The organism is Bradyrhizobium sp. CCBAU 45321 (genome assembly GCF_028128975.1).
GTDB classification, from domain to species: Bacteria; Pseudomonadota; Alphaproteobacteria; order Rhizobiales; family Xanthobacteraceae; genus Bradyrhizobium; species Bradyrhizobium yuanmingense.
Genome location: NZ_LFKZ01000129.1, coordinates 155,643 through 182,467, shown reverse-complemented (window position 1 = coordinate 182,467; position 26,825 = coordinate 155,643). Strand labels below are relative to the sequence as shown.

The 26,825-nt window shown below is 64.8% G+C and carries 27 protein-coding genes; 19 read left to right on the top strand and 8 right to left on the bottom strand.

The genetic code is table 11. The features are described 5' to 3' along the window. Positions 1-11: 11 nt before the first annotated feature. The 5 genes from ACM43_RS30690 (at position 12) to ACM43_RS30670 (ending at position 5,840) form a co-directional block, all read left to right on the top strand. Positions 12-773, top strand: coding sequence for a hypothetical protein (locus tag ACM43_RS30690; RefSeq protein WP_271545228.1), 762 nt, complete (start codon positions 12-14; stop codon positions 771-773). 212 nt (positions 774-985) lie between these two features. Then, a complete protein-coding gene (locus tag ACM43_RS30685) occupies positions 986-4,387 on the top strand; it encodes a CHAT domain-containing tetratricopeptide repeat protein (protein WP_271545227.1) in 3,402 nt (1,133 codons plus the stop codon). A 24-nt stretch (positions 4,388-4,411) separates the two neighbouring features. Beyond that, positions 4,412-4,855 (top strand): hypothetical protein, encoded by a 444-nt coding sequence (locus tag ACM43_RS30680; protein WP_157282438.1) that lies wholly within the window; start codon positions 4,412-4,414, stop codon positions 4,853-4,855. Between the two features lie 8 nt (positions 4,856-4,863). After that, the gene (locus ACM43_RS30675) at positions 4,864-5,073 is read left to right on the top strand and encodes a hypothetical protein (RefSeq protein WP_157282439.1); all 210 of its coding nucleotides are present in this window, start codon (positions 4,864-4,866) and stop codon (positions 5,071-5,073) included. Positions 5,074-5,075: 2 nt separating this feature from the next. Beyond that, on the top strand, positions 5,076-5,840 hold the full coding sequence (locus ACM43_RS30670; RefSeq protein WP_271545226.1) for a hypothetical protein: 765 nt from the start codon (positions 5,076-5,078) through the stop codon (positions 5,838-5,840). Between the two features lie 210 nt (positions 5,841-6,050). Here ACM43_RS30670 and arsC read toward each other — a convergent pair whose 3' ends face one another. From arsC to ACM43_RS30650, 4 genes are read right to left on the bottom strand one after another with little or no spacing between them, the layout of a single operon-like run. Next, entirely contained in the window at positions 6,051-6,452 is a 402-nt protein-coding gene (gene arsC / locus ACM43_RS30665; protein WP_157282441.1) for an arsenate reductase (glutaredoxin), read from the bottom strand. Then, positions 6,449-7,150 carry an aquaporin gene (locus ACM43_RS30660; protein WP_157282442.1) on the bottom strand — a complete coding sequence of 234 codons (702 nt, stop codon included), beginning with the start codon at positions 7,148-7,150 and terminating at the stop codon, positions 6,449-6,451. The genes arsC and ACM43_RS30660 overlap by 4 nt, the downstream gene beginning before the upstream one ends. Continuing rightward, a complete protein-coding gene (locus ACM43_RS30655; RefSeq protein WP_271545225.1) occupies positions 7,150-7,677 on the bottom strand; it encodes an arsenate reductase ArsC in 528 nt (175 codons plus the stop codon). The genes ACM43_RS30660 and ACM43_RS30655 overlap by 1 nt, the downstream gene beginning before the upstream one ends. Next, positions 7,670-8,032: an ArsR/SmtB family transcription factor gene (locus ACM43_RS30650; protein WP_271545224.1), complete on the bottom strand. Its 363-nt coding sequence runs from the start codon at positions 8,030-8,032 to the stop codon at positions 7,670-7,672. The genes ACM43_RS30655 and ACM43_RS30650 overlap by 8 nt, the downstream gene beginning before the upstream one ends. A gap of 120 nt (positions 8,033-8,152) precedes the next feature. On the opposite strand from ACM43_RS30650, the gene ACM43_RS30645 reads away from it, so the two are divergent. The 9 genes from ACM43_RS30645 to ACM43_RS30605 all read left to right on the top strand — a co-directional run bounded on the left by ACM43_RS30645 (position 8,153) and on the right by ACM43_RS30605 (position 18,534). Next, on the top strand, positions 8,153-8,470 hold the full coding sequence (locus ACM43_RS30645; RefSeq protein ID WP_271545223.1) for an ArsR/SmtB family transcription factor: 318 nt from the start codon (positions 8,153-8,155) through the stop codon (positions 8,468-8,470). Between the two features lie 49 nt (positions 8,471-8,519). Further along, a complete protein-coding gene (locus ACM43_RS30640) occupies positions 8,520-9,881 on the top strand; it encodes an NAD(P)-binding domain-containing protein (RefSeq protein WP_271545222.1) in 1,362 nt (453 codons plus the stop codon). Beyond that, positions 9,878-11,053, top strand: coding sequence for an MFS transporter (locus ACM43_RS30635; RefSeq protein ID WP_157282714.1), 1,176 nt, complete (start codon positions 9,878-9,880; stop codon positions 11,051-11,053). The genes ACM43_RS30640 and ACM43_RS30635 overlap by 4 nt, the downstream gene beginning before the upstream one ends. A 60-nt stretch (positions 11,054-11,113) precedes the next feature. Continuing rightward, positions 11,114-12,301: an MFS transporter gene (locus tag ACM43_RS30630; RefSeq protein WP_271545661.1), complete on the top strand. Its 1,188-nt coding sequence runs from the start codon at positions 11,114-11,116 to the stop codon at positions 12,299-12,301. 151 nt (positions 12,302-12,452) lie between these two features. Next, the gene (locus tag ACM43_RS30625) at positions 12,453-12,815 is read left to right on the top strand and encodes a hypothetical protein (protein WP_271545220.1); all 363 of its coding nucleotides are present in this window, start codon (positions 12,453-12,455) and stop codon (positions 12,813-12,815) included. Positions 12,816-12,910: 95 nt separating this feature from the next. Then, positions 12,911-13,303: a FixH family protein gene (locus tag ACM43_RS30620; RefSeq protein WP_271545219.1), complete on the top strand. Its 393-nt coding sequence runs from the start codon at positions 12,911-12,913 to the stop codon at positions 13,301-13,303. An 80-nt stretch (positions 13,304-13,383) separates the two neighbouring features. Beyond that, positions 13,384-14,805, top strand: a complete 1,422-nt coding sequence (locus tag ACM43_RS30615; protein WP_271545218.1) for an efflux RND transporter periplasmic adaptor subunit — start codon at positions 13,384-13,386, stop codon at positions 14,803-14,805. Next, the gene (locus ACM43_RS30610) at positions 14,802-17,993 is read left to right on the top strand and encodes an efflux RND transporter permease subunit (protein WP_271545217.1); all 3,192 of its coding nucleotides are present in this window, start codon (positions 14,802-14,804) and stop codon (positions 17,991-17,993) included. Before ACM43_RS30615 ends, ACM43_RS30610 begins: the two co-directional genes overlap by 4 nt. A 61-nt stretch (positions 17,994-18,054) precedes the next feature. Next, entirely contained in the window at positions 18,055-18,534 is a 480-nt protein-coding gene (locus ACM43_RS30605; RefSeq protein WP_271545216.1) for a DUF411 domain-containing protein, read from the top strand. A 247-nt stretch (positions 18,535-18,781) separates the two neighbouring features. Here ACM43_RS30605 and ACM43_RS30600 read toward each other — a convergent pair whose 3' ends face one another. The 3 genes from ACM43_RS30600 to ACM43_RS30590 all read right to left on the bottom strand — a co-directional run bounded on the left by ACM43_RS30600 (position 18,782) and on the right by ACM43_RS30590 (position 21,414). After that, positions 18,782-19,189: a GFA family protein gene (locus tag ACM43_RS30600; protein ID WP_271545215.1), complete on the bottom strand. Its 408-nt coding sequence runs from the start codon at positions 19,187-19,189 to the stop codon at positions 18,782-18,784. Between the two features lie 133 nt (positions 19,190-19,322). Beyond that, positions 19,323-20,399, bottom strand: coding sequence for a Cj0069 family protein (locus ACM43_RS30595; RefSeq protein ID WP_271545214.1), 1,077 nt, complete (start codon positions 20,397-20,399; stop codon positions 19,323-19,325). Positions 20,400-20,622: 223 nt separating this feature from the next. Beyond that, a complete protein-coding gene (locus tag ACM43_RS30590) occupies positions 20,623-21,414 on the bottom strand; it encodes an IclR family transcriptional regulator (RefSeq protein ID WP_271545213.1) in 792 nt (263 codons plus the stop codon). A gap of 170 nt (positions 21,415-21,584) precedes the next feature. Here ACM43_RS30590 and ACM43_RS30585 point away from each other — a divergent pair, with 170 nt between their 5' ends. From ACM43_RS30585 to ACM43_RS30565, 5 genes are read left to right on the top strand one after another with little or no spacing between them, the layout of a single operon-like run. Then, positions 21,585-22,745, top strand: a complete 1,161-nt coding sequence (locus ACM43_RS30585) for an aminotransferase class V-fold PLP-dependent enzyme (RefSeq protein ID WP_271545212.1) — start codon at positions 21,585-21,587, stop codon at positions 22,743-22,745. A gap of 22 nt (positions 22,746-22,767) precedes the next feature. Further along, positions 22,768-23,661 carry an amino acid ABC transporter substrate-binding protein gene (locus ACM43_RS30580; protein ID WP_271545211.1) on the top strand — a complete coding sequence of 298 codons (894 nt, stop codon included), beginning with the start codon at positions 22,768-22,770 and terminating at the stop codon, positions 23,659-23,661. Positions 23,662-23,710: 49 nt separating this feature from the next. Next, positions 23,711-24,505 (top strand): amino acid ABC transporter permease, encoded by a 795-nt coding sequence (locus ACM43_RS30575; protein ID WP_271545210.1) that lies wholly within the window; start codon positions 23,711-23,713, stop codon positions 24,503-24,505. Further along, on the top strand, positions 24,502-25,197 hold the full coding sequence (locus ACM43_RS30570) for an amino acid ABC transporter permease (protein ID WP_271545209.1): 696 nt from the start codon (positions 24,502-24,504) through the stop codon (positions 25,195-25,197). The genes ACM43_RS30575 and ACM43_RS30570 overlap by 4 nt, the downstream gene beginning before the upstream one ends. Positions 25,198-25,233: 36 nt before the next feature. Further along, a complete protein-coding gene (locus tag ACM43_RS30565; protein WP_271545208.1) occupies positions 25,234-25,992 on the top strand; it encodes an amino acid ABC transporter ATP-binding protein in 759 nt (252 codons plus the stop codon). 53 nt (positions 25,993-26,045) lie between these two features. On the opposite strand, the gene ACM43_RS30560 is transcribed toward ACM43_RS30565, so the two are convergent. Further along, on the bottom strand, positions 26,046-26,825 hold the full coding sequence (locus ACM43_RS30560) for a sulfite exporter TauE/SafE family protein (RefSeq protein ID WP_157282720.1): 780 nt from the start codon (positions 26,823-26,825) through the stop codon (positions 26,046-26,048).

Here is a 26,825-nt window from a genome sequence, read left to right as displayed (position 1 = left end):
GGCTTCATGCAATGCCGGACGTCATCCGCCAGATCCGGCCTGTCCTATCGGCCGTCCTGTTCACGCTGCTGGGCGTCTTGCTCGCGGCGTGTAGTGGTGGCGACTTCGGCCGCACGCGCGAAAGCATGCGCAGCGACGACATGCATCGCTGGCTCGGTGCGGAGGTTACCTCCAGCGTCGGCCTGAGGCCCTCGCAATTCCAGCTCACCGACGAAGAGCGCCAGCTTCGCGACCTCGCCTATCCCATGATCGAGCCGCCGCTGTCGCGCCCCGCATGGAAGAGCGTGTTCGGCGACTACAAGGCGCTGCCCTCGCCGTGGCGGCAGAAGGTCGTGTTCGACCGCACCATGTACGGGCGCACGCTGATCGACGAGCCGCACCGCTCGCATTCCTCGCGCTACGCGCAGCTGATCGAGGACGTGCGCAACGACATCACCCGCTTCGAGCCGTTCTTCGCATCCGCGATCCGCGTCATCGATCTCGACAGGAAGCGCGATGCGAGCATGGCGCGTGTCTCCGCGCTGTCGCCGAGGGAGAGGGACGACGCAGTCGCGCGCATGCAGGAGAACTCGCTGATCATCCAGTGGGTGCAGCAATGCCTGGAGCAGCGCATCTCGTCCTACCGCTGGGCGCTGGAGCGCCTGGTGATCCAGGCTCCCGACGGCATGGCCGCCGATGCCGACCGCCTGATCGGCGAGCTCGCCGCCCAAACCGCCAATCCGCCGGTCCAGGGGCAACCGCCCTATGGTCGCGCGGTGATCTCGAAGGGCTGAGCACGCGTTCTCTGCCTGTCGAGCGCGGCCGCCCCGCGGCCGATCGGCCCGATTCCCCGGGTCGCCTGACCGGTTCCACGTGACCGTGCCGCCTGTAGCCGCCCGACCCGTCGAGGACTCCGGGAACCGCATTGATGGCCCTTGTCCTTCCGCGCAGGCCGGATAGGATCGCCTCGTTTCTTCGAATTCATTTTATCCAAAGGTCCTTCGAGATGAGCTTAAACGCCGCGCATCCGCGCAAGAGCCGTCTGGACATTTCCTCGCGCCACCTGTTGGCATTTGCCATTCTGCTCGGATCGACCTGCTCCGCGACCGCGCTGACCAAGGAAGCAGCGCTCGAGAATTGCCGGATGAGCGTCGGCAAGCCGATCGTGCAGGCCTGCATGCGCGCCGGCGGCGCCAATCTCGAAGCTTGCCGCGCCAAGGCCTCGCCCCAGGTCAGGGCCTGCACAATGGCGGCGCTGAACGCCGCCAATGGCCGCGCCAATGTCGCCGTCGAGCTTCCAAAGGAGACTGCTCCCAAGCTTGAAGCCGGCACGGCACTGCCGAAGGATTTCGTCGCCCCGCCGCGCAGCATCTCCGACATCACGGCGATCCTCGACGGCGATAAGCCCAACGAGAAGATGATCGCGGAATTGAAGTCGGAGGCCGACTCCGTGCCCACGGGCAAGGAATCCCGCCAAGACCTCGCGCAGCTCTATTTCGATCGCGCCAATGCACGCGCGCAGCTCGGCCGGCTCGCCGAAGCGATGGCTGACGCCGACAAGGCCGTGGAGGTCGGGCGTGGCGCCGTCGGCCCGAATTTGCTGGGGCGCATGTTGCAGCTCCAGTCCCTGCAACACTCGCTCGCGGGCGATCCGAAGCGCGCGCTCGAGATCATGCAGAGACTTTTGCGCGAATCGGCCAGCATGCCGGGCGCCAAGGGATTTCAGTTCGTGACGAACCGCGGGATCGCGGTCGTTCTCATCCAGATGGGCGACCTCGCACAGGCCGAAGCCTATCTCCGCCGCAGCCAGACCGCGATCCAGGAGGCCCGCACCAGCGGCCATCCCAATTGGCGTGCGGCCTATGCGAAGTTCGGTCAGAGCTGGGAAGGCGAGCTGGAGCTCACTCGCGCCGCGATCTTCGAGGCGCGCGGACAGTTCGCAGACGCCGAGGCCGCCTATCGCACCGCCGAGCTGCGCAAGCGCGCAAGCACGAAGGCGATCATGGCGTCGGACAGTGCGCCGGCCGAGACCCTTCTGCTGCAGGCGATCGATGGCACCGTGTTGAGCCAGGCGCGCATGAAGGCGAAGCAGGGCAAGTTGGCCGAGGCCGAGGTGGACGCGCGCCGCGCGCTGCTGTCGCGCCTGAAGGATACCGGCAAGTACAATCCGGTTACGCCGCGCTTCGTCATGGGCATGGCGGGCATTTTGGTCGATCAGGGCCGCTACGAAGAGGCCGAGAAGCTCGGCCGTGTCGCCCTCGATATCAACAAGACCGTGGGTGTGCCCGAGGATTCGCAGGCGACGGTGCAATTGCTGTCGCAGCTCGCGGGCATCCTGACGCTTCGCCGCCAGAACGCCGAAGCGGGCGAAATGTTTGCGAGGATAGAAAAGGCCGTCGCCGGCTGGGACCCGCAGCGCCGCCAGGTGTTCGAGCTCAATCCCTCTCGCATCCTGTCCCTCTATGATTCCGGACAGCTGGACGCCGGCATTGCCGCCGCGGAGCAGCTCGTGAAGAGGCAGATCGCCCGGGTGGGGGAGAATCATTTCGACGCCGCCTCGGCACGCGGCACGCTGGCGGTCGGATTGATGCGCGCCCGCCGCGATGCCGACGCAATCCGCGAGTTTAGGGCCGCCATTCCGGTGATGATGGCGAGCGCCAACGATAACGCCGACGACGAGAACACGACGGTGGTGGCCGCGCGCAGCCAGCGGCTGCAGACCATCGTCGAGAGCTATCTGCTGCTGCTCGGCAGGGCCGAAGGAGGCAGCAGCAACGTCGGCGAAGAGACGTTCAGCCTGGCCGATGCCGTCCGCGGCCGCTCGGTGCAGCAGGCGCTGGCTGCCTCGAGTGCGCGTGCGGCGGCAAAGGATCCCGCTCTCGCCGAGCTCGTGCGCAAGGAGCAGGATCTGAGCAAGCAGGTCAACGCCCAGCTCGGTACGCTTAACAACGTGCTCGCGCTTCCCGCAGCGGAACGCGACGAGAAAGGCGTGCAGCAGATACAGGCCTCGATTGCAGCGTTGCGCGGCCAGCGCGACAAGGCGCGCCAGGAGATCAAGCAGAAATTCCCGATCTATGCCGATCTCGTCTCGCCCAGGCCGCCGAGCGTCGCCGAGATCCGCGCGACGCTGACCGACGGCGAGGCCATGCTGTCGTTCTATTTCGGCCAGAACGGCAGCTTCGTCTGGGCCGTGCCGAAGTCGGGGCCGGTGGCATTCGCCGCCGTCCAGGCCAGGATCGGCGACATCGAGAGCAAGATACGCAAGCTGCGTGAAGCGCTCGAGCCACAGGCTGCGATGATCTCGGACATTCCACCGTTCGATCTCAAGCTCGGCCATGAGTTGTACGAGCTGCTGCTCAAGCCGGTCGAGAGCGGCTGGAAGCCGGCCAAGAACCTGATCGTCGTCACCAACGGTGCGCTGGGCCTGCTGCCGCTCGCCTTGTTGCCGACGGCACCGGCGGAGGTGGCCGCCGACGAAGACCCGCTCTTCGTCGGTTATCGCAACGTGCCGTGGCTGGCGCGAACCCATGCCGTGTCCACGGTGCCGTCGGCGGCGGCGCTGCGCACGCTGCGGCAGTTGCCGCCCGGCAAGCCCGGCCGCGGCGACCTCGTCGCGTTCGGTGATCCCTATTTCAACAGCGATCAGCACGCCGAGGCGGAAGGCACGGGTGAGAAGATTCAGCTCGCCGATGCCGGCGGCAACATCACGCGCGGCGGGCCGCTGAAGCGGCGCAACAGTCCCAAGCTCGACGGCGTCGATAGCGCCGAACTCGGTCTGTTGCCCCGTTTGCCCGACACCGCCGATGAGTTGAAGTCGATCGCGCTGGCCTTGCAGGCGGATCCCTCGAAGGTGCTGTTTCTCGGCAAGAGCGCGACCGAGAGCGCGGTGAAGACCATGAATCTCTCCGGCTTCAGAATCCTGGCCTTTGCGACCCACGGTCTGGTCCCGGGCGAGCTCAACGGACTGACGCAGCCGGCACTCGCTCTGTCGTCGCCGGTGGTGACGGGCGAGGGTGGCGACGGACTGCTGACGATGGAAGAGATTCTCGGTCTCAAGCTCGATGCGGACTGGGTCGTGCTGTCGGCCTGCAATACCGGCGCCGGCGCAGGCGCAGGGGCCGAGGCGGCCTCCGGGCTGGGCCGCGCGTTCTTCTACGCCGGCACGCGCGCCCTGCTGGTGACGAACTGGTCGGTGCACTCCCAGTCGGCGCGGCAATTGGTGACGGACCTGTTCAAGCGGCAAGCCGACGATCCCAAGCTGTCGCGCAGCGAAGCGCTGCGCCAGGCGACGATGGCTCTTGTCGATGGTCCCGGCTATCTCAACAGCGAGGGCAAGACAGAGTTTGCCTATGCGCATCCGCTGTTCTGGGCGCCTTACACGATTATCGGCGATGGCGGCTTGCGTTGACGAATGGGAAGGGGGGCAAGGAAAATGAAGCGGAATGCTCTACTGGCTCTGGTGGTTGCGGGTCTGTTGGCCGCGGGATCCTCGCGCGCCGCGCCATTGATCACGGAAGAGGAGGCTAAGCTGCCGCCTCCCAAGGGCGCGGTCGCCGTCGATCAGCGCGGCATCATGCGCGGCCCGAAAATCGAGTTCGTCTCGCCGGGCGCTCCCGCGAATTCTCCTCTGCGGCTGGTGTTGAAATTCCAGTCCTATGGCGGGGCCAAGATCGATCCGGAATCGGTCAAGGTGATCTTCCTCCGAACGCCGAACGTCGACCTGACGCCTCGGGTCAAGCCCTTCGTGCAGCCAGATGGCATCAACATGCAGGATGCGGAGTTGCCGCCGGGCGAGTACACGATGCGTATCGACATCAAGGACAGCGATGGCCGGCCGGGCACGACCGTCTTCACCCTGAAGGTTGCGCCCAAGTGAGCTCGCAGGTGAACTCGCAAGTGACGTGCCCCTACTGTCGGTCCGAAGGTGCCGAGGGTGCGCTGGTCTGCGCCTCGTGCGGGCGCGACATCGCCGTTCCGGCCACGCTGCTTGCCGAGCGCGACGATCTCTTGCGCAAGCGCGAGGATCTGCGCGATGAACTGAAGCGGGCCAGAGGCGAGATCGAAGCCATTATGAGGCGAGGGAAGTCGCGCTAGCGATGGAATGTCCGTTCTGCGCCGAGACGATCAAGGACGAAGCCATCGCGTGCAAGCATTGTTCGCGCGACTTGCGCGTCGTGCGGCCGACGCTCCTCGAGATCGACGAGATCGTTGCCGAGTTGGACAAGCTCAGACGGGATCTCGATCGCGTCAACGTCCGTCTGGAGCGCTACAACAATCCGTTACGCTATTACGGAACGCATGCGGTGCTTTATGTCGCGATCCCATCCCTGCTGCTGGTGATCGCGCATGTGCTTGTGACCATCACCTTCAACATGTCTCCGATCCCGCTCCGGATTGCATCGATCGCCATACCGCTGCTGTTCGGCTTCGTGGCCTATCCGTTGCACCGGGTATCCGCCCTGACGGCGTTCGTGCTGGCGTTCCTGGCAGCGGCCGTCAGCGTCCTGTCAATGCTGACGGTTACGGGGATCCATGACCATGTTCCGATCCTTCCGACGATCTGGATCGAATGGCGTGAAGTGTTCGAGTATGGCGCCAGTATCCTGCTCGCCTTCGTCTCGGGCAACATCCTCAGCGTCGTGATCTTCCAGATCGTGCCGCGCGTGCTGACCCAGGGCGGCAAGCCGAACGCCTTCGCATTCAGGGTGGCGCGGCTGCTCGGGCAGCATGTCGGCGAGGAACAGCTGCGCCGTCGTGCCCGCTTGATCCAGGACCTCATGCAGACCGCGGGGCCGCTCGCCGGCGTTGCCGCGACCGGCGTCGGCTCGATCTATGCGGGCTTGAAGGGCTTACTGGGATAGCTCGACTGCACGTCCTCAGGCGCGCAGGGCTATCGCATATGAGATGTCGGCTATGGGCGCCGACTCTCTCCACGGCGTCATGGCCGGGCTTGTCCGGCCATCCACGCCTCTCCACGCGGCGCAAAGAACGTGGATGCCCGGGACAAGCCCGGGCATGACGGCTCTGCAAAATCCAAATGCGATAGCCCTGCTCACGCCGCGCCTGCAGGCCTAGCGCGCTTCCACCACTTCACCGTCTTCCTTCACGAAGCGGCCGACCGGATTGTCCAGGAGATCAACCACGGCTTCCGACGGCCGGCACAAGCGCGTGCCCTTTGGCGTCACCACGATCGGCCGGTTGATGAGGATAGGGTGGGCGATCATGACCTCGAGGAGCTGCTCATCGCTCCATTTGGGATCGTCCAGGCCGAGCTCCTTGTAAGGTGTTCCCTTCTCGCGCAGCAGCGCGCGAACCGGAATGCCCATGCTCGCGATCAGTTCCTTGAGCTTGTCCCGCGAGGGCGGAGTCTTCAGATATTCGATGACATCAGGCTCGACGCCGCTCTGCCGGATCATCGCCAGCGTGTTGCGCGAGGTGCCGCAGGCCGGATTGTGATAGATCGTGACGGTCATCGAGCTGTCTCCGTGATTGCGACCGAGGCGGACGCGCGTGAGCGGCCGAGCAACCAGTTCATCAGCAGCATGCCGGCGAAGGCGCCGCAGAGTTCCGCGAGGATGAATCCGGGCAGGTCAAGGGGGCGGATGCCGGCGAACGTGTTCGTCAGCGACCTTGCGATGGCCACCGCAGGGTTGGCAAACGACGTGGAAGCCGTGAACCAATAGGCGGCCGTGATGTAAAGGCCCACCAGCCAGGGGATGGCCGTCCGCTGAAACCGGATGCCGGCCAGGATCGTCGCGACCAGCCCGAACGCAGCGACCGCTTCGGCGAACCATTGCGGCCCTCCGGTTCGGACCTTCGTCGAGAGGTCGAGCAGCGGCAGGCCGAACATCAGATGCGCCGCCAGCGTTCCCGCGATGCCGCCGGCGATCTGCGCGACTATGTACAACGCAGCCTCGTATCCCGGCAGCTCGCGCTGGCCTGTGAAGACGAGCGTCACTGCGGGATTGAAATGTGCGCCGGAGATCGGACCGAGCACCGTGATGAGAACGACCAGGATGGCGCCGGTCGGCAAGGTGTTGCAGAGCAGCGCAAGTGCGACGTCCTTGGTCAGCGTTTCCGCCATGATGCCGGAGCCGACCACGGTGGCGACGAGAATGCCCGTGCCGAGCGCTTCGGCCGCAAGGCGCCGCGGGAGATCGAAATTGTCCATCAGCCGGCCTTCGGCGCCAAATCGGTTGCACCTTCGGAGCGGCCGATTTCGCGCAGCTTGGTGCCGAGCGAAAGCTTGTCGATGCTCCTCAGCGGGAGGTTCACGAATGTAGCGATGCGGTTTCTCAGATAACGAAACGCGGTGACGAATGCCGCCTGTTTCTCCAGTTCTGACCCCTCTGTCGCGGCAGGATCCTCGATGCCCCAATGTGCCGTCATCGGCTGGCCCGGCCAGATCGGACAGGACTCGCCCGCCGCGTTGTCGCAGACCGTGAAGACGAAATCCATCACCGGTGCATCCGCAGCGGCAAATTCCAGCCAGCTTTTCGAGCGCATTCCGTCCGTGGGATAGCCCATCTGTTCCAGCGTGCGCAACGCCAGCGGATGGACTGCGCCTTTCGGGGCGCTGCCGGCGGAGAAGGACTGAAAACGGCCGCCGCCGTCCTTGCGCAGGATCGACTCAGCCAGGATCGATCGCGCCGAGTTGCCGGTGCATAGGAACAAGACGTTAAACCTGTGATCAGACACGGCTTCGCTCCTTTCGTTTTGGCGAGCAGCACGATCGCAAGGTCTCGACGACGGGGTCGCAAACTTCCGGCCGTCCGCCGCAGCAATCGCGCAGCAGGAAGACCGCGACGTCGCGAAATTCGTCGAGATTGGCGCGGTAGACGATCGAGCGGCTGTGCCGCTCGGAAGTCACGAGGCCGGCGCGGCTCAATATCGACAGATGCGCCGACAGCGTGTTTTGCGGGACCTCCAAGAGGCGCGCGAGGTCGCCGGCCGCAAGACCCTCGGGTTCGTGCCTGACCAGCGCCCGGAACGCCTCCAGACGGGTCGGTTGGGACAGCGCGGCGAGCGCCAGAACGGCTTGTTCAGTTTCCATATATCCAGATTTATGGAAATTGCCGCCAGCATGTCAACTGAAATCCGGTCTGGCGATCATATTCCAATATTCTAGAATTATCGTTTGACGGCAGAGCTGCACCGGCGCATGATGTCGCTCATGAAGATCGACGACGCAGCAGCACGCCTGGAAGCCCTGGGGAATCGGACCCGCCTGCAGATTTACCGGGCGCTGGTCCGGGCCGGGCACGCGGGCATGCCGGTCGGCCGCTTGCAAGACAAGCTGAAGATTCCGGCGTCGACGTTGTCGCACCACATCAAGACACTGGTCTCGGTCGGATTGGTCAGTCAGATCAGGGAATCGACGACCTTGATCTGCCGCGCCAATTTTGACGCCATGCGCGGGCTGGTCGATTTCCTGGCCGCGGAGTGCTGTGCGGAAGATGCGGGGTGTAGCGATACCCAGAGCGCAGCCTGATCCATTTGGTCAATTATTCCATAATTCTAGAAGGATGGAGAGTTCGAAAATGGACAAGACGGTAGCGATCATCGGGGCGGGGCCGGTCGGCCTCGCAGCCGCCGCCCATGTGCTCGAACGCGGCATGTCCCCCGTCGTGCTCGAAGCTGGAGCCGAGGCGGGGCATGCGGTGCGGCAATGGCAGCACGTCCAGCTCTTCTCGCCGTGGGAATACAACGTCGACAAGGCCGCATCGCGCCTGCTTGCGCCGACGGGATGGAATTCGCCGGACCCGGGCTCCTATCCGACCGGCGGCGAACTGATCGAGCGCTATCTCGCGCCGCTGGCAACGCGAACGCCGCTGCGCGAGACGATCCGGACCTCGAGCCGCGTCACCGCGATCAGCCGCGCCGGCTTCGACAAGGCGAAGACGAAGGGGCGGGGCCAAGCGCCGTTCGAAATCCGCTACCGGAACGGCAAAGGCGACGAAGTGCTGCGCGCCGATGCCGTCATCGACGTCTCCGGCACGTGGTTCTCGCCCAATCCCGCCGGCAGCAACGGTCTGCCGGCGTTCGGCGAACGCGAATGCGCCGGCCGCATCGCCTATGGCATGCCGGCCGTGCGCGGCTCCGCTCGCGAAAGATATGCGGGCAAAACGGTGGCCGTGCTCGGTGCCGGCCATTCCGCGCTGGGCACGCTGATTGATCTCGCGCAGCTCGCCGAGGAGGCGCCCGGCACCAGGCCCGTTTGGCTGTTGCGCGGCGACGATCCGGCAACGGCCTTCGGCGGCGGCCGCAACGACAAGCTTGCCGCGCGCGGCGAGCTGGGGTCAGCCTTCGCCGCGCTCGTGACTGCCGGGAAGATCGCGGTCGAGACCGGTTTCGCTGTCACGCACATTTCGGAGATCGAAGGCCGCCTCAGGATTTCGGCAGGCGCCGACTCTGCTGCGCGGAGTGTGGTTGCCGATGAGCTGGTGGTGTCGACCGGCTTCCGGCCCGATCTCTCGTTCCTGTCCGAGCTGCGGCTGCGGCTCGATCCGGCGATCGAGGCGCCCCTCGCGCTGGCGCCGCTCATCGATCCCAACGAGCATAGCTGCGGAACGGTACGGCCTCACGGCGCGCGCGAGCTGGCGCATGATGAGCCGGGCTTCTATCTCGCCGGCATGAAATCCTACGGCCGGGCGCCGACCTTCCTGATGTTGACCGGATACGAGCAGGTCCGATCGATCACCGCCGACATCGCCGGCGACAATAAGGCCGCGGCACGGGTCGAGCTCGTGCTGCCGGAGACCGGCGTCTGTACACGCGCCGCCGTAGAGTCCGCTGCCGCAGCGGGATGTTGCGGCGGTCCGGCCAAGGCCGAACCCTCGGCCTGCTGTGCCGCCGATGAATCCGCGAAGAAGGCGGGCGGTGCGGGGTGCGGCTGCTCATGAGCCGAGGCACTGCGGGCCCGCTCACCGTCGTTATCGCGCTCGGCAGCGCACAGACCATCGCGTGGGCGTCGAGCTACTATCTTCCTGCGATCCTCGCCGCGCCGATCGCAAGCGATCTCGGTCTTGCGCCCACTTACGTATTCGGCGCGTTGTCGGGAGCGCTCGTCATCTCCGGCCTGCTTGGTCCGAGAGTGGGGCATGCCATCGATACGTTCGGTGGGCGCAGCCTGCTTGCTGTCTCGAACCTCGTTTTCGCGGCGGGCTTGCTGCTGCTGTCCATGGCCTATGGCGTAGCGGTGCTGATCGCAGCCTGGATAATGCTCGGGATCGGCATGGGCATGGGCCTCTATGAAGCCGCCTTCGCGACGCTTGCGCGCATTTACGGCGCCAATGCGCGACGAACGATCACCGGCATCACCCTGATCGCCGGTTTCGCCAGCACACTCGGCTGGCCGCTCACGACGTGGCTCGCCACGGAGTACGGCTGGCGCGCGGCCTGCCAGCTATGGGCGGTGATCCACATCGGCCTTGCCTTGCCGCTCAACCTTGCGCTGCCCCGTGCCGCTCCATTGCATCAGGAGGCCGGACCGAGCACGGGCGCGAGCCAGCAATCCGGCCGCCAGAGCGAAACCTTCGCGATGATGCTGCTGGCGTACATGTTTGCGGCCGCGAGTTTTGTCAGCTCCGGAGTCTCGGCCATCCTGCCCACCATGCTGGTTGCGTTCGGCGCCACGCCAGCACAGGCGTTGCTGGCAGGAGCATTGGTCGGACCGGCGCAAGTCGGTGCCCGCCTTCTGGAAGCCGGATGGCTTGGCCGGTTTCATCCGCTGCTGTCGGCGAGGCTCGCCATGCTCATGAATCCGATCGGCGTGTTGGCGCTGGTCGCGGGCGGCCCCTTGCTCGCACCGGTCTTCACGGTGCTGTATGGCGCCGGTAACGGCATCATCACCATTGCCCGCGGTACGCTGCCATTGGCGCTGTTTGGGCCGGTCGGGTTCGGCAGGCGTGTCGGGATGATTTCGCTGCCTTCCAGGGCAACGGGCGCTTTCGCGCCCCTTGCGCTGGGACTGATGGTGGAGCATCTCGGCAGCAGCGCGCTCTGGATCGGCGCGCTGGCCTCGGTCTCTGCGTTCCTCGCGCTTCTGCTGCTTCGTGGGGATCAGACGGAATGAGTCCCTGTCCGATGGGAGGAGAACATTCGTAGCTTGCGCGGCTGGCCGCTGATTGCGGTGATGTGTATCGGCCAGCTCGGCAATCTGCTGCCGCACGTGACGTTATCCGCGAATCTGGCCCAGCATCTGATGCCGGCATGGGGATTGTCGGCCGCTGAGGGCGGGATGATGGCGAGCGGCTACGCGTTTGGCTACATGCTGGCGGTGCCCGTGCTGACGACGCTGACCGATCGCATCGACGCACGGCTCGTGCTCCTCGGCGGCTCTGTCGTCAGCGGACTTGCGACCGTCGCCTTTGGCATCTTCGCGCAAGGCTTCTGGTCGGGGACCATCATCTGGTCGCTCGCCGGCCTTGGCTTTGCCGGTGCCTACATGCCCGGGCTCAAGGCACTGACGGACCGGCTGCCCGCCGGCGACACCTCGCGGGCGGTCACGCTCTACACGTCGAGCTTCTCGGTGGGCGTCGGCCTGTCGTTCCTGATCGCCCAAGTCCTCGCCGACGGCTGGGGATGGCGGACCGCGTTCTACGTGACCGGCATCGGTCCCATCGCGATGGTGGTCGCGTGTCTCTTGATCGATAGCCGCAGTCCCGCTCCAAGAGCGGGGCGCCTTTTGAACTTTGCGCCCGTCTTCGCCAACCGCGAGGCGCTCGGTTACATCTTCGGCTACGGCGCGCACTGCTTCGAGCTTTACGGCATTCGCACCTGGCTGGTCGGCTTCTGGACCTACGTCGTCGCGCATCAGGGCGCGCCCTCATGGCTAAGCCCGGTCCTGATGAGCTTCTGCTTTGCAGTGATCTCCATGCCGGCCAGCATCCTCGGCAACGAGGCCGCACTGAAATTCGGGCGACATCGGGCGATCACGGTGGTGATGATCGCCTCGGCTTGCGTTGCCCTCGTCATCGGCCTGAATGCGACGGCTCCGGCATGGGTGCTGGCGCTGCTGCTGATGATGTATGGCCTGACGGTACCGGCGGATTCCGGTGCATTGACAGCCGGGACGTCGGCCGCGGCTGTCTCGGAGCATCGCGGGGCGACTCTCGCCCTGCATTCGACCGTCGGGTTCGGCTTATCGGCAATCGGAGCCTGGGGAACCGGGGTTGCCCTCGATGCCGCTGGTGGTCCCCAGCGTGCAGAGGGCTGGCTGCTGGCCTTCATCGTGCTCGCGGCCGGGATCGCACTCGGCCCGCTCGCCTTGCTATGGTCGCGGACGGCTCGGTCCGACGAGCTGGTATCGAGGTCGCAATAGGCGAGGCAGGATGCGGGCGATCGGCCTGACGGGCCTCGGAGCCTTGGTCACGAATGCTTGACCTTGATCAAAGAATGCTTTCGGCCGCAGACTATGGTACTCAGGCAGCGTTGCGGCTCCAAAGGTATCCAAAAGGTTAAAAGCACGTTTCATGCGGATCGTTCGGACCATCCTGGCACTCGCCATCGCCATATCCCTGGCGATGCTGCCGGCTGGCGCGTCCGCATCCGGCTTCGCGATGTCGTCGGGTGACATGCAGGCGGCCATGCAGGCCGGCGGCGACGGCGACATGTCGATGGACGATTGTTGTCCCGACATGAAGGGTACGGGTTCCGACACCGGCTACAAGTGCGGGATGGGCTTCTGCTGTGTCGGCGGCACCGTCGCACTGGCGGACATTCGTCCGCTGGCTTTCGAATTCCTTGCCGTCGCGGCAGCGGAAACGGCCATTCCTGCCGATCAGGTCGTCGACTCTCGCGGCGGCAGTCCTCCCTTCCGGCCTCCTCGAATCTGATCTCTCCAAAGACGCGCGCGGGCACGCCCCGCGCGGCGATGACTGATGTGCGCGTTCCTGCGTCGCGGTCGAGATCAATTCATGAGGACAGGACAATGCTTTCCAAGTTCAGCACTGCGGCTGTTGCCGCCACCCTTTCGCTCGCCGCTTCAGTCGCTCTGGCGGGTGCCGGCGATTACGCCTTCGAGCCGGTCAATGCCGAGATGAAGAAGGGCGACGACGTCACGCTCGCCGTTCGCTTGACCAACAAGCAGACCGGCAAGCCGGTGCTTGATGCCGTCATCTTCAAGACGCGCGTCGACATGGCTCCGGACGGCATGGCCGAGATGGAATCGGCGGTCGCGCCGCTGCCCTCCAAGGAGCCGGGCGTCTACGCCTTTAAGACGGACCTGCCGATGGCCGGCCGCTATCAGGTCACGCTCTCGGCGAAGGTGCAAGGCGAGCCTGAGACGGTCACCGGCAAGGTCATCGTCAAGGTGACCAAGTGAGCTTTCGGGCGCCGTTGGACGGCGCCCGAACTTCTCTTTCCCATTCAGATGGACGCGCGCTCCGAGCGCGCGAAACAACCATGAAGACGTTGCGTCTGTTGACGACTCTCGCTCTCGGCAGTGGCCTCGCCCTTGGCGCGTACTGGTTCTCGAACGAGGGGCGCTGGTCGGTCCATGCCGAGGTGACCCCGGCTGCGGCGCCAGCGGACCGGACTCCGCTCTACTATCGCGATCCGAGCGGCGCGCCGCTTTGGTCCGCCGGGCCAAAGAAGGACGATCGCGGGCGGGACTATCTGCCGGTCTATGATGACGACAAGGCCGCCCAGGCAGAGCCGAAGCCACCGCAGGCGGCTTCATCGCGAAAAATCCTCTACTACCGCAATCCGATGGGGTTGCCCGACACCTCGCCGGTGCCGAAGAAGGACCCGATGGGGATGAACTATATCCCCGTCTACGAAGGCGACGACGCCGATGACGGCACGGTGAAACTGTCGCCCGGCAAGATCCAGCGCAGCGGCGTGAAGTCCGAGCCGGTGGCGCGGCGACCGGTCCAGGTCCTGGTCAAGGCGCCCGGTACGATCCAATTGGACGAGCGCCGCGTCTCGGTGATCGCGATGCGCGCCGAGAGCTTCGTGCAGAAGATCGCGGACGTCACCACCGGCTCCCGCGTGAAGGCGGGCCAGCCGCTGATGGAGATCTACAGCTCGGCGGTCGCCTCCGCGGCGGCCGACTATCTCGCGACCATCACCTCCAAGACCGTCGGCGGGGTCGAGATCTACGGCCGCGGCTCGCGGCAACGGCTGATCAATCTCGACGTCCCCGAGCGGGTGATCGCCGAGATGGAGAGAACGCGCCTCGCGCCCGTCACCATCCACTGGTCGGCGCCGCGCGACGGGATCGTGCTCGAGCGCAATGCGATCGAAGGCATGCGCGCCAATCCCGGCGACGTGCTGTTCCGCATCGCTGACACCTCGCTGGTCTGGGCGCTGGTCGACGTCGCCGAGCGCGATCTCGGCAACATCGCGGTCGGGCAGGCCGTTACGGTGCGCGCGCGCAGCTTTCCCGGCCGAAGCTTCACCGGCAAGATCGCGGTGATCTATCCGCAGGTGAACCGCGAAACCCGGACGGTTCGCGTCCGCATCGAGCTCGCCAATCTAGATGCGATGCTGCTGCCGGACATGTATGTCGATGCCGACGTCCACACGGCGGACAGCGCGCCTGTCCTGGCGATCCAGGACAGCGCAGTGCTCGACACCGGCACGCGGCAGGCCGTCCTCGTCGACAAGGGGGACGGGCGCTTCGAGCCGCGGGAAGTAAAACTCGGCCGGCGCGGCGGCGGCTTTATCGAGGTGCGGGACGGCCTTGCCGAAGGCGAAGCAGTGGTCACATCCGCGAACTTCCTGATCGATGCCGAAAGCAATTTGAAGGCCGCGCTGAAAGGCTTTGCCGAGGCTGCGCCTCAAGCCGCCGACGGCGGCCATGCGACGGGAGAGCACAAATGATCGCCCGCATCATCGCCTGGTCGGCGCGCAACCTGCTGCTGGTGCTGTTCGGCATCGGCTTTGCGGCGGCCGCCGGCTTCTACGCGCTGCTTCATCTGCCGCTGGATGCGATCCCCGACCTCTCGGACACCCAGGTCATCGTCTACACCGAATATCCCGGCCAGGCGCCGCAGGTGATCGAGGACCAGGTCACCTATCCCCTGACGACGGCGATGCTGACCGTGCCGAAATCGAAGGTGGTGCGCGGCTTCTCCTTCTTCGGCGTGTCGTTCGTCTACGTGATCTTCGAGGACGGCACCGACATCTATTGGGCGCGCTCGCGCGTGATGGAGTTCCTGAACGGCGCAACGTCGCGGCTTCCCGTCGGCGTCACCCCGACCATCGGGCCCGATGCGACCGGCGTCGGCTGGGTCTACCAATACGCCGTGATGTCGAAGGAATTGAACCTCGCCGACACGCGCACGATCCAGGACTGGAATCTGAAATTCGCGCTCGCCAAGGCCGAAGGCGTCGCCGAGGTCGCCAGCATCGGCGGCTTCGTCAAGCAGTACAACGTGGTGCTCGACCCGCAGCGCATGCGCGATCGCGGCATCAGCATGCAGAAGATCCGGGAGGCGATCCGTGCCAGCAATGCCGACGTCGGCGGCCGCACGGTCGAGCTGTCGGAGTTCGAATACGTCATTCGCGGCAAGGGCTACATCAAGAGCATCAACGATCTCGGAAACATCGTCCTGAAGACCAGCAACGGCACGCCGGTGCTGCTGCGGGACGTCGCCAATGTCGAGCTCGGACCCGACGAGCGGCGCGGCATCGCCGAGCTGAACGGCGAGGGCGAGGTCGCAAGCGGCATCGTGCTGCAGCGCTTCGGCGTCAACGCGCTCGACGTCATCGAAAACGTCAGGAAGCGTTTCAAGGAGATCGCGAGCAGCCTGCCGAAATCGGTCGAGATCGTCCCGGTCTACGACCGCTCGGGCCTGATCTATTCGGCGATCGACACGCTCAAGCACACGCTGTTCGAGGAGAGCATCGTCGTCGCGCTCGTCTGCATCGTGTTCCTGCTCCATGTCCGCAGCGCGCTGGTCGCGATCCTGATGCTGCCGGTCGGCGTGCTGATGGCGTTCGGTGCCATGAAGCTGCTGGGCCTGGGATCGAACATCATGAGCTTAGGGGGCATCGCGATCGCGATTGGCGCCATGGTGGACGCCGCGATCGTCATGATCGAGAACGCGCACAAGCACCTCGAGCGCGCCGAGCCCGGTCAGTCGCGCGTCCAGATCCTGATCGACGCGGCATCCGAGGTCGGTCCGGCGCTGTTCTTCAGCCTGCTCATCATCACCGTCTCGTTCGTGCCGATCTTCACGCTGGAATCGCAGGAGGGGCGGCTGTTCAGCCCGCTGGCGTTCACGAAGACCTTCGCGATGGCGGCCGCGGCCCTGTTGTCCGTCACGCTGGTGCCGGCGCTGATGGTGATCTTCGTCCGCGGCAGGATCGTGCCGGAGAGGAAAAACGTCATCAACCGCTTCCTGATCTGGATCTACCGCCCGGTCATCAAGGGCGTGCTGCGCGCCAAGACGCCGGTGATCCTGGCTTCGCTGGTCGTGCTCGCCGTTACGATCTGGCCGGCACGGCAGCTCGGCACCGAGTTCATGCCGACGCTGAACGAGGGCACGCTGCTGTACATGCCGACGACGCTGCCCGGCATCTCCGTGACCAAGGCGGCCGAGCTGATGCAGACGCAGGACCGCATCATCAAGTCGTTCCCGGAGGTCGAATCGGTCTACGGCAAGGCGGGGCGGGCGGCGACCGCGACCGATCCGGCGCCGACCGAGATGTTCGAGACCTTGGTCAGCCTGAAGCCGAAGGAGCTTTGGCGTCCCGGCGTCACCGTCGACAGCCTGATCGCGGAGATGGACAAGGCGCTGCAATTTCCGGGCGTCTCCAACGCCTGGACCATGCCGATCAAGGCGCGCATCGACATGCTGTCCACCGGCATCCGCACCCCCGTCGGCGTCAAGGTGATGGGCACCGACCTCGTCGAGATCGACCGGCTGGCGAAGCAGGTCGAACGGGTGATCAAGACGGTGCCGGGCACCTCATCGGCCTATGCCGAGCGCGGCATCGGCGGCTACTATCTCGAGATCGTCCCGGATCGCGAGGCGCTCGCCCGCTATGGCATCCTGATCCAGGATGTTCAGGACACCATCGCGGCGGCGCTCGGCGGCCAGACCGTCACGACGACGGTGGAGGGGCGGCAGCGGTTCACGGTGAACATGCGCTATCCGCGCGACCTGCGCGACAATCCCAAGGCGATCGCCAGCGATATCCTGGTGCCGATGCCCGCAGGCGGCGCGGTGCCGCTCGGCGAGGTCGCGAAGGTCGAGCCGGCGCGGGGGCCGACCTCGATCCGGACCGAGAACGGCCAGCTCGCGACCTACGTCTACGTCGACATCCGCGATCGCGACATCGGCAGCTACGTCGCCGATGCGCAACGCGCCGTGACTGACAGCATCCAGTTCCCGCCAGGATATTACGTGGTCTGGAGCGGTCAGTACGAATATCTCCAGCGTGCCGCGGCGCGCCTGAAGATCGTGGTGCCGGTGACGCTGACGATCATCTTCCTGCTGCTGTACCTGAATTTCAGGGCCATGACCGAAACCCTCATCGTCATGCTGTCGCTGCCCTTCGCGCTGGTCGGCGGCATCTGGATGATGTGGTGGCTCGGCTTCAACATGTCGGTCGCCGTCGCCGTCGGCTTCATCGCGCTCGCGGGCGTCGCCGCCGAGACCGGCGTCGTGATGCTGATCTATCTCGAGCATGCCCTGGCCGAGATGAAGGCGGCGTGCAGCGCCCAGGGCAGGAGCTTCACCCGGCAGGATCTCCACGATGCCATCATGGTGGGTGCGGTCGAGCGCGTCCGTCCCAAGATGATGACGGTCGTCGCTATCATGGCGGGCCTGCTCCCGATCATGTGGAGCACCGGAACCGGGTCGGAGATCATGCAACGAATCGCGGTGCCGATGATCGGCGGCATGATATCGTCGACGCTGCTGACGCTGATCGTGATCCCGGCGATCTTCGGATTGGTGAAGGGCTTCCGCCTGCCGCCCAAGCGCGAGGACAGAGGACAACCGGCTGAGATGCCCAAGCCGATCGGCGCCAGATTGCGCGTCGTGGAGCCGGCCGGATGAGGCGAGCCGTGACGCACGATCATATGTCGAGGCGCCGGAGTGACAGAAGAGGAAGCCGAAGATGAAGCAACGCGCATATCTGATGACCCGCCGGTCCCTTGTCGGGCTGATGGCCGCGGCAGCTTTTGCAAGGCGTGCCGCGGCAGCGCCAGACGCAGCCACGCTCACGGTGCACCGGGATCCAAGCTGCGGCTGCTGCGCCGGCTGGGTGCAGCATCTGCGGGACGCAGGGTTTACCGTCCAGGTGGAGGAGACTCCCGACCTCGAGCCGATCCGGGCGCGTCTCGGCGTCCCCTCGAACCTGATCGCGTGTCACACGGCAGAGGTCGCGGGTTATGTCGTCGAGGGGCACGTGCCGGCTGCGGCCGTGCGGCGCCTCCTCGCGGAGCGTCCAAACGCGAAGGGACTAGCCGTCCCGGGCATGCCGGTCGGATCGCCCGGGATGGAAGGCGGCACGCCGCAGCGCTACGAGGTGGTGCTGTTCGGTGCCGACGGCCAGAAGCCGTTCATGCGCTTCATCGGCGCGGAGGCGATTGATTGATGAAGGAGCGGACGGTGCTGCGCGATGCCTAAAGCGGAATGGCTTTAGCTCGAATCTATAGCCGCGGGCTCGGTGCGACCTCTCCCGCTTGCGGGAGAGGTCGCGCCGAAGGCGCGGGTGAGGGCTTTCTCCTCTTGGGGGCTATCCCACTGTGGAAACACCCTCTCCCCAGCCCTCTCCCGCAAGCGGGAGAGGGAGCGCACTTACGTTGTAGCAATCAAACTGACTCATCCCGCTTTAGCCACCACTACGGCTGCGGCGGATAGCGCTCGAATCCCGGCAGTTCGTGCGCATGCTCCATCCAGCGCAGGCGCTCGGCGACCTGGATCTGTATCGTGGCAGGCACCGCCTCGGGATCGTCGTAGGTCGCGCTCTGGATGTCGATCATCCCCGGGAGTATGTCGGCATTGACGTAGAACAGTCCGGTTCCGCACGCGCCGCAAAACTGCCGCCGCCCGTGTTCCGAGGAGCGGTAAAGCTTCGGCTCGCCCTTGGTCACCTTCACCGCGCCCTCCGGGTACATCGTCCAGCCGACGACCGGAGCGCCGGCGTGTAGCCGGCAATCGCGGCAGTGGCAAAGCGCGTGGACGATCGGCTCGCCTTCGACCTCGTAACGGATTGCGCCACAATGACAGCCGCCGGTGATGGTGCTCATGCGTTCCTCCGATCGAAGATGACGTTTCAGATCGATAGCCCTCGCGCCTTTTGGCTTCAACAACGCAACCAAATCGGGATTGCGTCGTACTGTCGCCTGACAGCTGCTGCCATTTCCTACAAGCGCGACCAGGCTAAGTTCGCGCCCGTGTGCGCGCGATCCGCATCAGCCGTTGCTTCACCGTCCGCGCGATCGCAGCCGGCGCCTCCTCGGGGATCGCAAAGCACGAGCTCGCGTTGATCTCGCAGAGCACGTAGGTGTCTGCGCCGGCCGCATCTTTCGGCCCGTACAGGAAGTCCGCATCCCAGATCACCGGCAATGACGACTCATCGATGCCGAGCGTTGCCATCATCTGCGGCGTCCATTCGTCCTCCATCGCTCCTCGCAGCGCCTGGAATGGCGAAGCATCAGGCCCGTGCATGATCCGCGGCCCGGGCTGGGCCTCAGGCGCCTCCGGTCCTTCCGGCGGCGGGATCAGGGCCTTGATCTTCTGGTGTCCGAAGCCTGCGACTTTGGTGCCGCTCATGTAGCAGCGGATCATGCCGTCGGGCAGGCGCGGTTGAAACGCCTGGTCGATGATGCAGCCGCCCCAACCGAAATAGGGCTCGCACCGTGCGAGCAGCGCATCGATCGGCATGTCCTCAGGCGTGCTGCCGCGCTGTGCATGCAGCACGCGAACCATGCTTTCCGTGCCGGGCAGGGCCTCAACCTTCCAGACCCCCTGGCCGCCATTGCCGCGGTTCTGCTTCAGCACGCGCGGGCCGCCGGCACGAAGGCGCGCCGGAAACTGGCTGCGGAAGCTTGCCGCGGTGTCATAGCGATGCGTGTCGGCGCCCCAGCCCAGATGACGCGTCCGGTAGAGCACCTCCTTGACGCCCATCTTCAGGATGATGTCCGGATGCGCGCTCACCCATGGCCCTTGCGCCGCGACGTCGCGCAGCAGGGCGTCGAGCTCGGCGCGGGTCTTGCCCTGGTGGATCGGATCGACCCAGACCAGCACGCCGTCGGCTGCGAGCAATTGGTCGCGGACTGCGCCCGCAAAGCTCTCGTCGTAAATCGCTGGGAAGGCGTCGATGCCTGCGGCGGCGAGCGCCTCGAAGACGCGGACGAAGCGGCTGTTCTGCGCCGTCGCCTCGCGCCGCGCGGCAGCGTCGCCGCGGGAGAGGATGGCTATTGTCTGGCGGGAGGAGGGGTGACGTTCGGTGTCCATGCGCAAGCTCCACGTATGTGCGTGCTGCGCAGAGCTTGGACCTGGGTCTCACGGGGAGTCTGCATCTTCCCCACGCGGACAATGTATGTGAAACCGCCTCGTCGTTTCAAGATGGTTGGCGGGTTCCTGACGAAGGGAGCTCGCCTCCATCGATCTCGACGCCGGAAAGCTTGATCAAATCATTGATGTCGAGATCGAATTGGACTCGATCGAACGAGACCGATCAGGATGGGTCGCTTACGCCATCCTCGTTGTCCCCGAGGATTGTCTCCGATAGCAGTGCAGCGGCCTTCTGCAGGGGAGCTATGAACCGATCCAGCTCAGTGAAGCTCACCCGCGCCACGGGAACGGACACACCCAGGCACGCGATCAGCTCGCGATCCGGTGAGAGGATGGGAACGGCACAGCCGACTACGCCTCGCACATATTCTTCATTGGTCTTGGCCCAGCCGCGCTTGCGGGTCTCATCGAGCACCTCCATGAGGCGCTCGACATCGACGATCGTGGTTTCGGTGTATCGCGTCAGCGTGAGCGCGCGGCACAGCTTCTCGCGCATGCGCTCCGGCAGTCGGCTCATATAGATCTTGCCAGTCGACGTGCAGTGGAGCGGGGCCGCTTCGCCGGGATTGAACTGGAGGCCTTGCGGTTGCGAGACGCGGACACTGTCGACGTAGGCAACGACATTGTCCCGCACGACCCCGATCTCGCATTGCTCGCCGATTTCGGTGGCGACGGCGCGAAGCACCGCGTGCCGCCGCGCGGTGCGGAAGGCTGCGCCGATGACACCGGCCGACAGCAAGACCAGTTGATTGCCGACCACGTAGCGCTTCGTCCCCACGGCTTTCTGAAGAAGCCCGCGCTGCTCCAGATTTCCGATGAGCCGATGGGCCGTCGGCAGCGGTAGGGACAGCGCAGCGGCGATCTCCGCAACCGAGGCTGCTCTGGTCTGACTGGCGACATAGCCAATGATCGCGAACGCGCGGTCCAGTGGGCCGTCGGTACTCGGCTGCTGCATTTCACCAGTCTCTACCCATCTCAGAAAATTATCATTTTTCGGAATAAAAACTACTGAAATATGAAAATCTTTCTAGCCGCTTTTGTGCTGTGCCCATATCGTTGGCGTTGTCCGGTGGTGAACAGGATTTGTGCAGTGCGAGCCACCGCGGACGTGCTCAGGAGATCGGGATGTCAGGTCTTTACGACGTCGATGCCGTGAGGAAGGAGTTTCCGGCTGCCGAGCGGATCACCTATCTCGACTCCGGCTTCCAGACGCCGCTCGCGCGTCCCGTCAAGGCGGCGATCGATCGTTTTCTGAGCGAAGGTCTCGAGACTGCCGGCCCGAAGAGCCTCTGGCTCGATCGCGTCGAGCAGACGCGCGAAAAGCTGGCGCGGTTTCTCGGCGCATCGGCCGACGAGATCGCCTTCACCAAGAACACTTCGGAAAGCATGAACATCGCCGCGAATGCGCTGCCGCTGCGCGCCGGCGACAAGGTCCTGATGATCCACGGCGATCATCCGAACAACGCCTACGCATTCCTCAATCTGCGGCGCAAGGGCGTGACCGTCGCATTCGTGCCGATGACGGAGATCGTGAACGCCGACAGCCTTCGTCCCTACATCGATGCGAGCACGAGGGCGATCTCGATCTCGCAGGTAACATTCCATGCCGGTCATCGTTTCGACATCGAAAGCATCGGCGCCCTCTGCGCGGAGAAGGGGCTCTATTTCGTCGTCGACGTGATGCAGGCGATCGGCGTCGTGCCGATCGATGCGAAAGCGATGCGCGCGACCTTCATCGGTTCGGGCAGCCATAAGGGGCTGCTCGTGCCACAAGGGCTGGGCCTGCTTTATTGGGACAAGTCGAGGGCTGAGCTCGAGCCGGCCTATCTTGCGGCCGCGAGCCTCGCTGAAGTCCCGGCCGATCTGATCGCCCGGCCTGACAGGCTCGATCCGGCTCCGAGCGCGCGCCGCTTCGAGCTCGGCAATTTCAATCTTCCGGCGATCCATGCCCTCGATGCCTCGCTCGACATGATCGAAGCGCTGGGCGTCGAGAACATCCAGAACCATTGCTTCGATCTCGGCGATCATCTCATCGCCCGGCTCGATGTGCTGGGCGTTCGCCTGGTTGGCCCTCGCGCGCGGCAGCATCGCGCGCCGCACATCTACGTCATTGCGCTGCCCGCGGCCGAATGGCTCGGCCATTTCGAGGAGAATAACGTCCGCGTGTCGCCGGAGCGGGACGGCATTCGCGTGTCGTTCGGGATGTTCAACACGATTGCCGACGTCGACCGCCTGATCGAGGTCATCCAGCGGCGCGGCGTGAAGTCATCATCGAGAGCCGCATAGGCTGTTCATCAAGGAGACGTACATGACGAAGTTTGCATGTGTCTTGAGCATTCTGTCGGTCATTGGCGGCCTTGGCAACGCCGCTTCTGCCGCCAACAGCCCCACGCTCGCCCGGATCAAGTCGAACGGCGCCATCACCATCGGCCACCGCGAGGCTTCGATCCCGTTCTCCTACCTCGGTCCCGACCAGAAGCCGATCGGGTTCTCGCTCGATCTCTGCGCAGCCATCGTCGAGCGCATCAAGGTGGAGACCGCCTTACCCAATCTCAAAGTCAATTACGTTCCGGTGAACTCGTCCAACCGCATCCCGCTGATCCAGAGCGGCACCGTCGACATCGAGTGCGGCGGCACCGCCAACGACAGGAAGCGGCAGGAGCAGGTCTCGTTTTCCGTCGCCACCTTCGTCAGCCAGCCGCGCTGGCTGGTCAAAGCGGACAGCGGCCTGAAGACGGCCGGCGATCTCAAGGGCAAGACCATCGTCGTGACCCAGGGCTCCAATGCCGTCGGCTTCGCGCAAGGCGTGAATGCGAAGGAGCAGCTCGGCTTCAACATCGTCCAGGCCAAGGACCATGCCGAATCCTTCCTGATGTTGAACACCGGCCGCGCGGCCGCCTTCATGGAAGACGATATTCTGCTCGCCGGCCTCAAGGCCGCAGCTCCGAAGCCGGATGCGCTGATATTTCTCCCCGAGGGTTACGCCAAGATCTATTATGGCCTGATGTTCACGAAGGGCGATACCGGCTTCAAGGCGCTGGTCGACGACGTTTTGTCGAAGCAGATGGCGTCGGGCCAGTTCGAAAAGACCTACGCCAAATGGTTCACCAGGCCAATTCCGCCCAAGAATGAGAACCTGGCGTTTCCGCTGACGGTCGAGCTCACGGAACGGATCGCGCATCCCAGCGACGCCGTCGATTGATCGCGACGTCGGCAGAGACTGTCCCGCAAACCGAGCCCCGAGGTTCGCCATGTTTGCAGTGCTTCTTGAACAGACCGCGGACGGCCAGCGCTATATCGACTGGCTCGTGTCGGGCCTCGGCTGGACCTTGGCACTGGCGTTCTTCGGCTGGTGGATCGCCTTCGCGGTCGGTGTCGTCGTCGGCATCGGCCGCACCGTGCAAAACTGGGCCGTCGCGGCGCTTGCCCGTCTCTATGTGGAGATCTTCCGCAACATTCCCGTGCTGGTGCAGATGTTTCTCTGGTACTTCGTCCTGCCGGAGATACTTCCCGTGTCGCTCGGGAACGCCATCAAGCAGATTCCGCCGCCCTGGGGATCGTTCTTTCCGGCGCTGGTGTGCCTCGGTCTCTACACCGCCGCCCGGATCGCCGAACAGGTGCGTGCCGGGATCGAGGCCCTGCCGAAAGGTCAGGTCGAAGCGGCAAGCGCGCTCGGGCTCAGCGGGTATCCGACCTATCGCTATGTCATCGTTCCGCAGGCGCTGCGCCTGATCATCCCGAGCCTGACCAGCGAGGTGATGGGCATCTACAAGAACACCTCGGTCGCGCTCACCATCGGACTGATGGAGCTGACGGCGCAGGCCCGCCAGATCAGCGAAGCGACATTCCAGACCTTCACCGCTTTCGGCGCCGCAACGCTTGTCTACCTCGCGCTGGCGCTCATCGCCTATCAGGGGATGGCGCTGATCGACAGGGCCGTGCGCATTCCGGGCACGGGCCCTGCGGACGATGCAGTCAAACCCGCCGCGACGCGCGCCACCCAACCGATCGACTCTCTGCCTGATGCGATGGAGATCGTGAAATGAACAGCCTCGATTTCTCCGTTGTCCTCCAGGCGTGGCCTTACCTCTGGTCGGGCCTGCTGTTTTCGCTGGCGCTGACCGCCGTTGCTTTCGTGGTCGGCCTGCTCCTCGGCACTTGTCTAGCCCTGGTACAGCACTTCGAAGTGCCCGTGCTCGGCAAGCTCGTGCGCGGCTATGTCGCCCTGATGCGCTCGATCCCGCTGATCCTGGTCCTGTTCTGGTTCTTCTTCCTGGTGCCGATCGTGCTCGGTCATCTCAACGGAAGCGGACGGCCGATCCCGATCGGCGCCACCTGGACCGCGTTCATCACCTTCGGCCTGTTCGAGGCCGCCTATTATTCGGAGATCATCCGCGTCGGATTGCGCGCCGTGAACCGGGGACAGTTCGAGGCCTGCCAGGCGCTCGCATTGTCCACCTTCGACACCTATCGCTCCGTGATCCTGCCGCAGGTGCTCCGCGTGACTAGCCCGATCATCCTGAGCCAGACCATCATCCTGTTCCAGGACACCTCGCTGGTCTACGTGCTCTCGCTCACCGATCTGCTTGGCGCAGCCTCGAAACTCGCGCAGCTGAACGGCCGTCTGGTCGAGATGTATCTGGTCATTGCGGTGGTCTACCTCGCCATCAGCTCGGCGGCATCGCAATGCGTGGCCTCCTTACGCAAGCGGTATGCGATCGCGGGACTACGCCGCTAGCGCTGCGCACGGTCATCCCAGTCTTTGGAGAGGAAAATGCTTGAGCTCGCTGCGAGGAATCGGGCGTCCATCGTCACCGTGGAAAATCTGGTGAAGCGGTTCGGCCATTTCACGGCCCTGAACGACGTCAATCTCACTGTTGCCGTCGGCGAGAAGGTCGTGCTGTGCGGCCCCTCCGGCTCGGGCAAGTCGACGCTGATCCGCTGCATCAACCACATCGAGAAGCACGATGCGGGGCGCATCGTCGTCGACGGCATCGAGCTGTCGGACCGCATGACCGACGTCAACGGCGTTCGTCGCGAGGTCGGCATGGTGTTCCAGAGCTTCAACCTGTTTCCGCACCTCTCGGTCGTCGAGAACTGCATGCTGGCGCCGATGAAGGTGCGGGGCCTGTCCCGCACTGATGCGCATGAGCGAGCGATCGGTCTGTTGCGCAAGGTGCGCATTCACGACCAGGCGAACAAATATCCGGGGCAGCTCTCCGGCGGCCAGCAGCAGCGCGTCGCCATCGCGCGGGCGCTGTGCATGCAGCCGAAGATCATGCTGTTCGACGAGCCGACCTCCGCGCTCGACCCGGAGATGGTCAAGGAAGTGCTCGACACTATGGTGGAGCTCGCGAAGGACGGTATGACCATGGTCTGCGTCACGCACGAAATGGGCTTTGCCCGCGAGATCGCTGATAGGGTGGTGTTCATGGATCGCGGCTGCATCGTCGAGGAAGCCGACCCCGAAACCTTCTTCCGCGCACCGAGCACGGAGCGGGCGAGGGATTTCCTCTGCCAGATCATCCATTAGCGATCCGTCTCGATCTGCGAACCGATCGAGGGCACGTCGCGGGAACCAGCCTACTAATGCCGCCAGATTCTCACGGCCGAAATGACCAGGATCACAGCCAATCCCGGCAGAAGAATCGAATTCGGGACGACGCCGAGAAGCAGGCCGCCGATGAATGTGCCGGTGATGGACCCGATGGCCATCGCAAGCATGAACTGCCAATTTGCGCGGAGCACCGAAAAGCTCTGGTCGCGACTATAGCGTGCAAATCCCACCAGCATGGTCGGCAGGCTCACCGCGAGTGAGAGGCTGCCCGCCAGCTTCACGTCCGCGCCGAACAACAGGATCAGGGTGGGGATCAGGAATTCCCCTCCGGCGACGCCGAGCAACGATGCCACGATCCCGATCGCAAAGCCCGCTGCTATGCCCGCGACGATCAGGCTCACGCCTGTCAGCGCCGGTGGGGTTGCCGCCTCGTTGCCATGTGCGAACAAAAGCATGCCGGCGATCAGGAGCAGCAGGACGGCAATGATCTTGTAGAGCGTCCCGGACTCCAGACGCGTCGCCCAGGATGCCCCGGCGTAGGCGCCGACAAGGCTGCCCGCCAGCAGGTTCAGGATGATCGGCCAATGGGCATGTATCTCCGCGAACGGAACGGCGCGTGCGCGAAACGGCAGTGCGCTCGCCACCACGATCAGGCTCGTCGCCTTGTTGAGAACCACCGCCTCGAGGCCGCGAAATCCGAACAGGCTGATGAGCAGGGGCAGCCGAAATTCTGCACCGCCGAGACCGATCAAGCCGCCCAGAGTGCCGATGATTGTGCCCGAGCCGAACGCGGCAGGATTGTTTCGCAT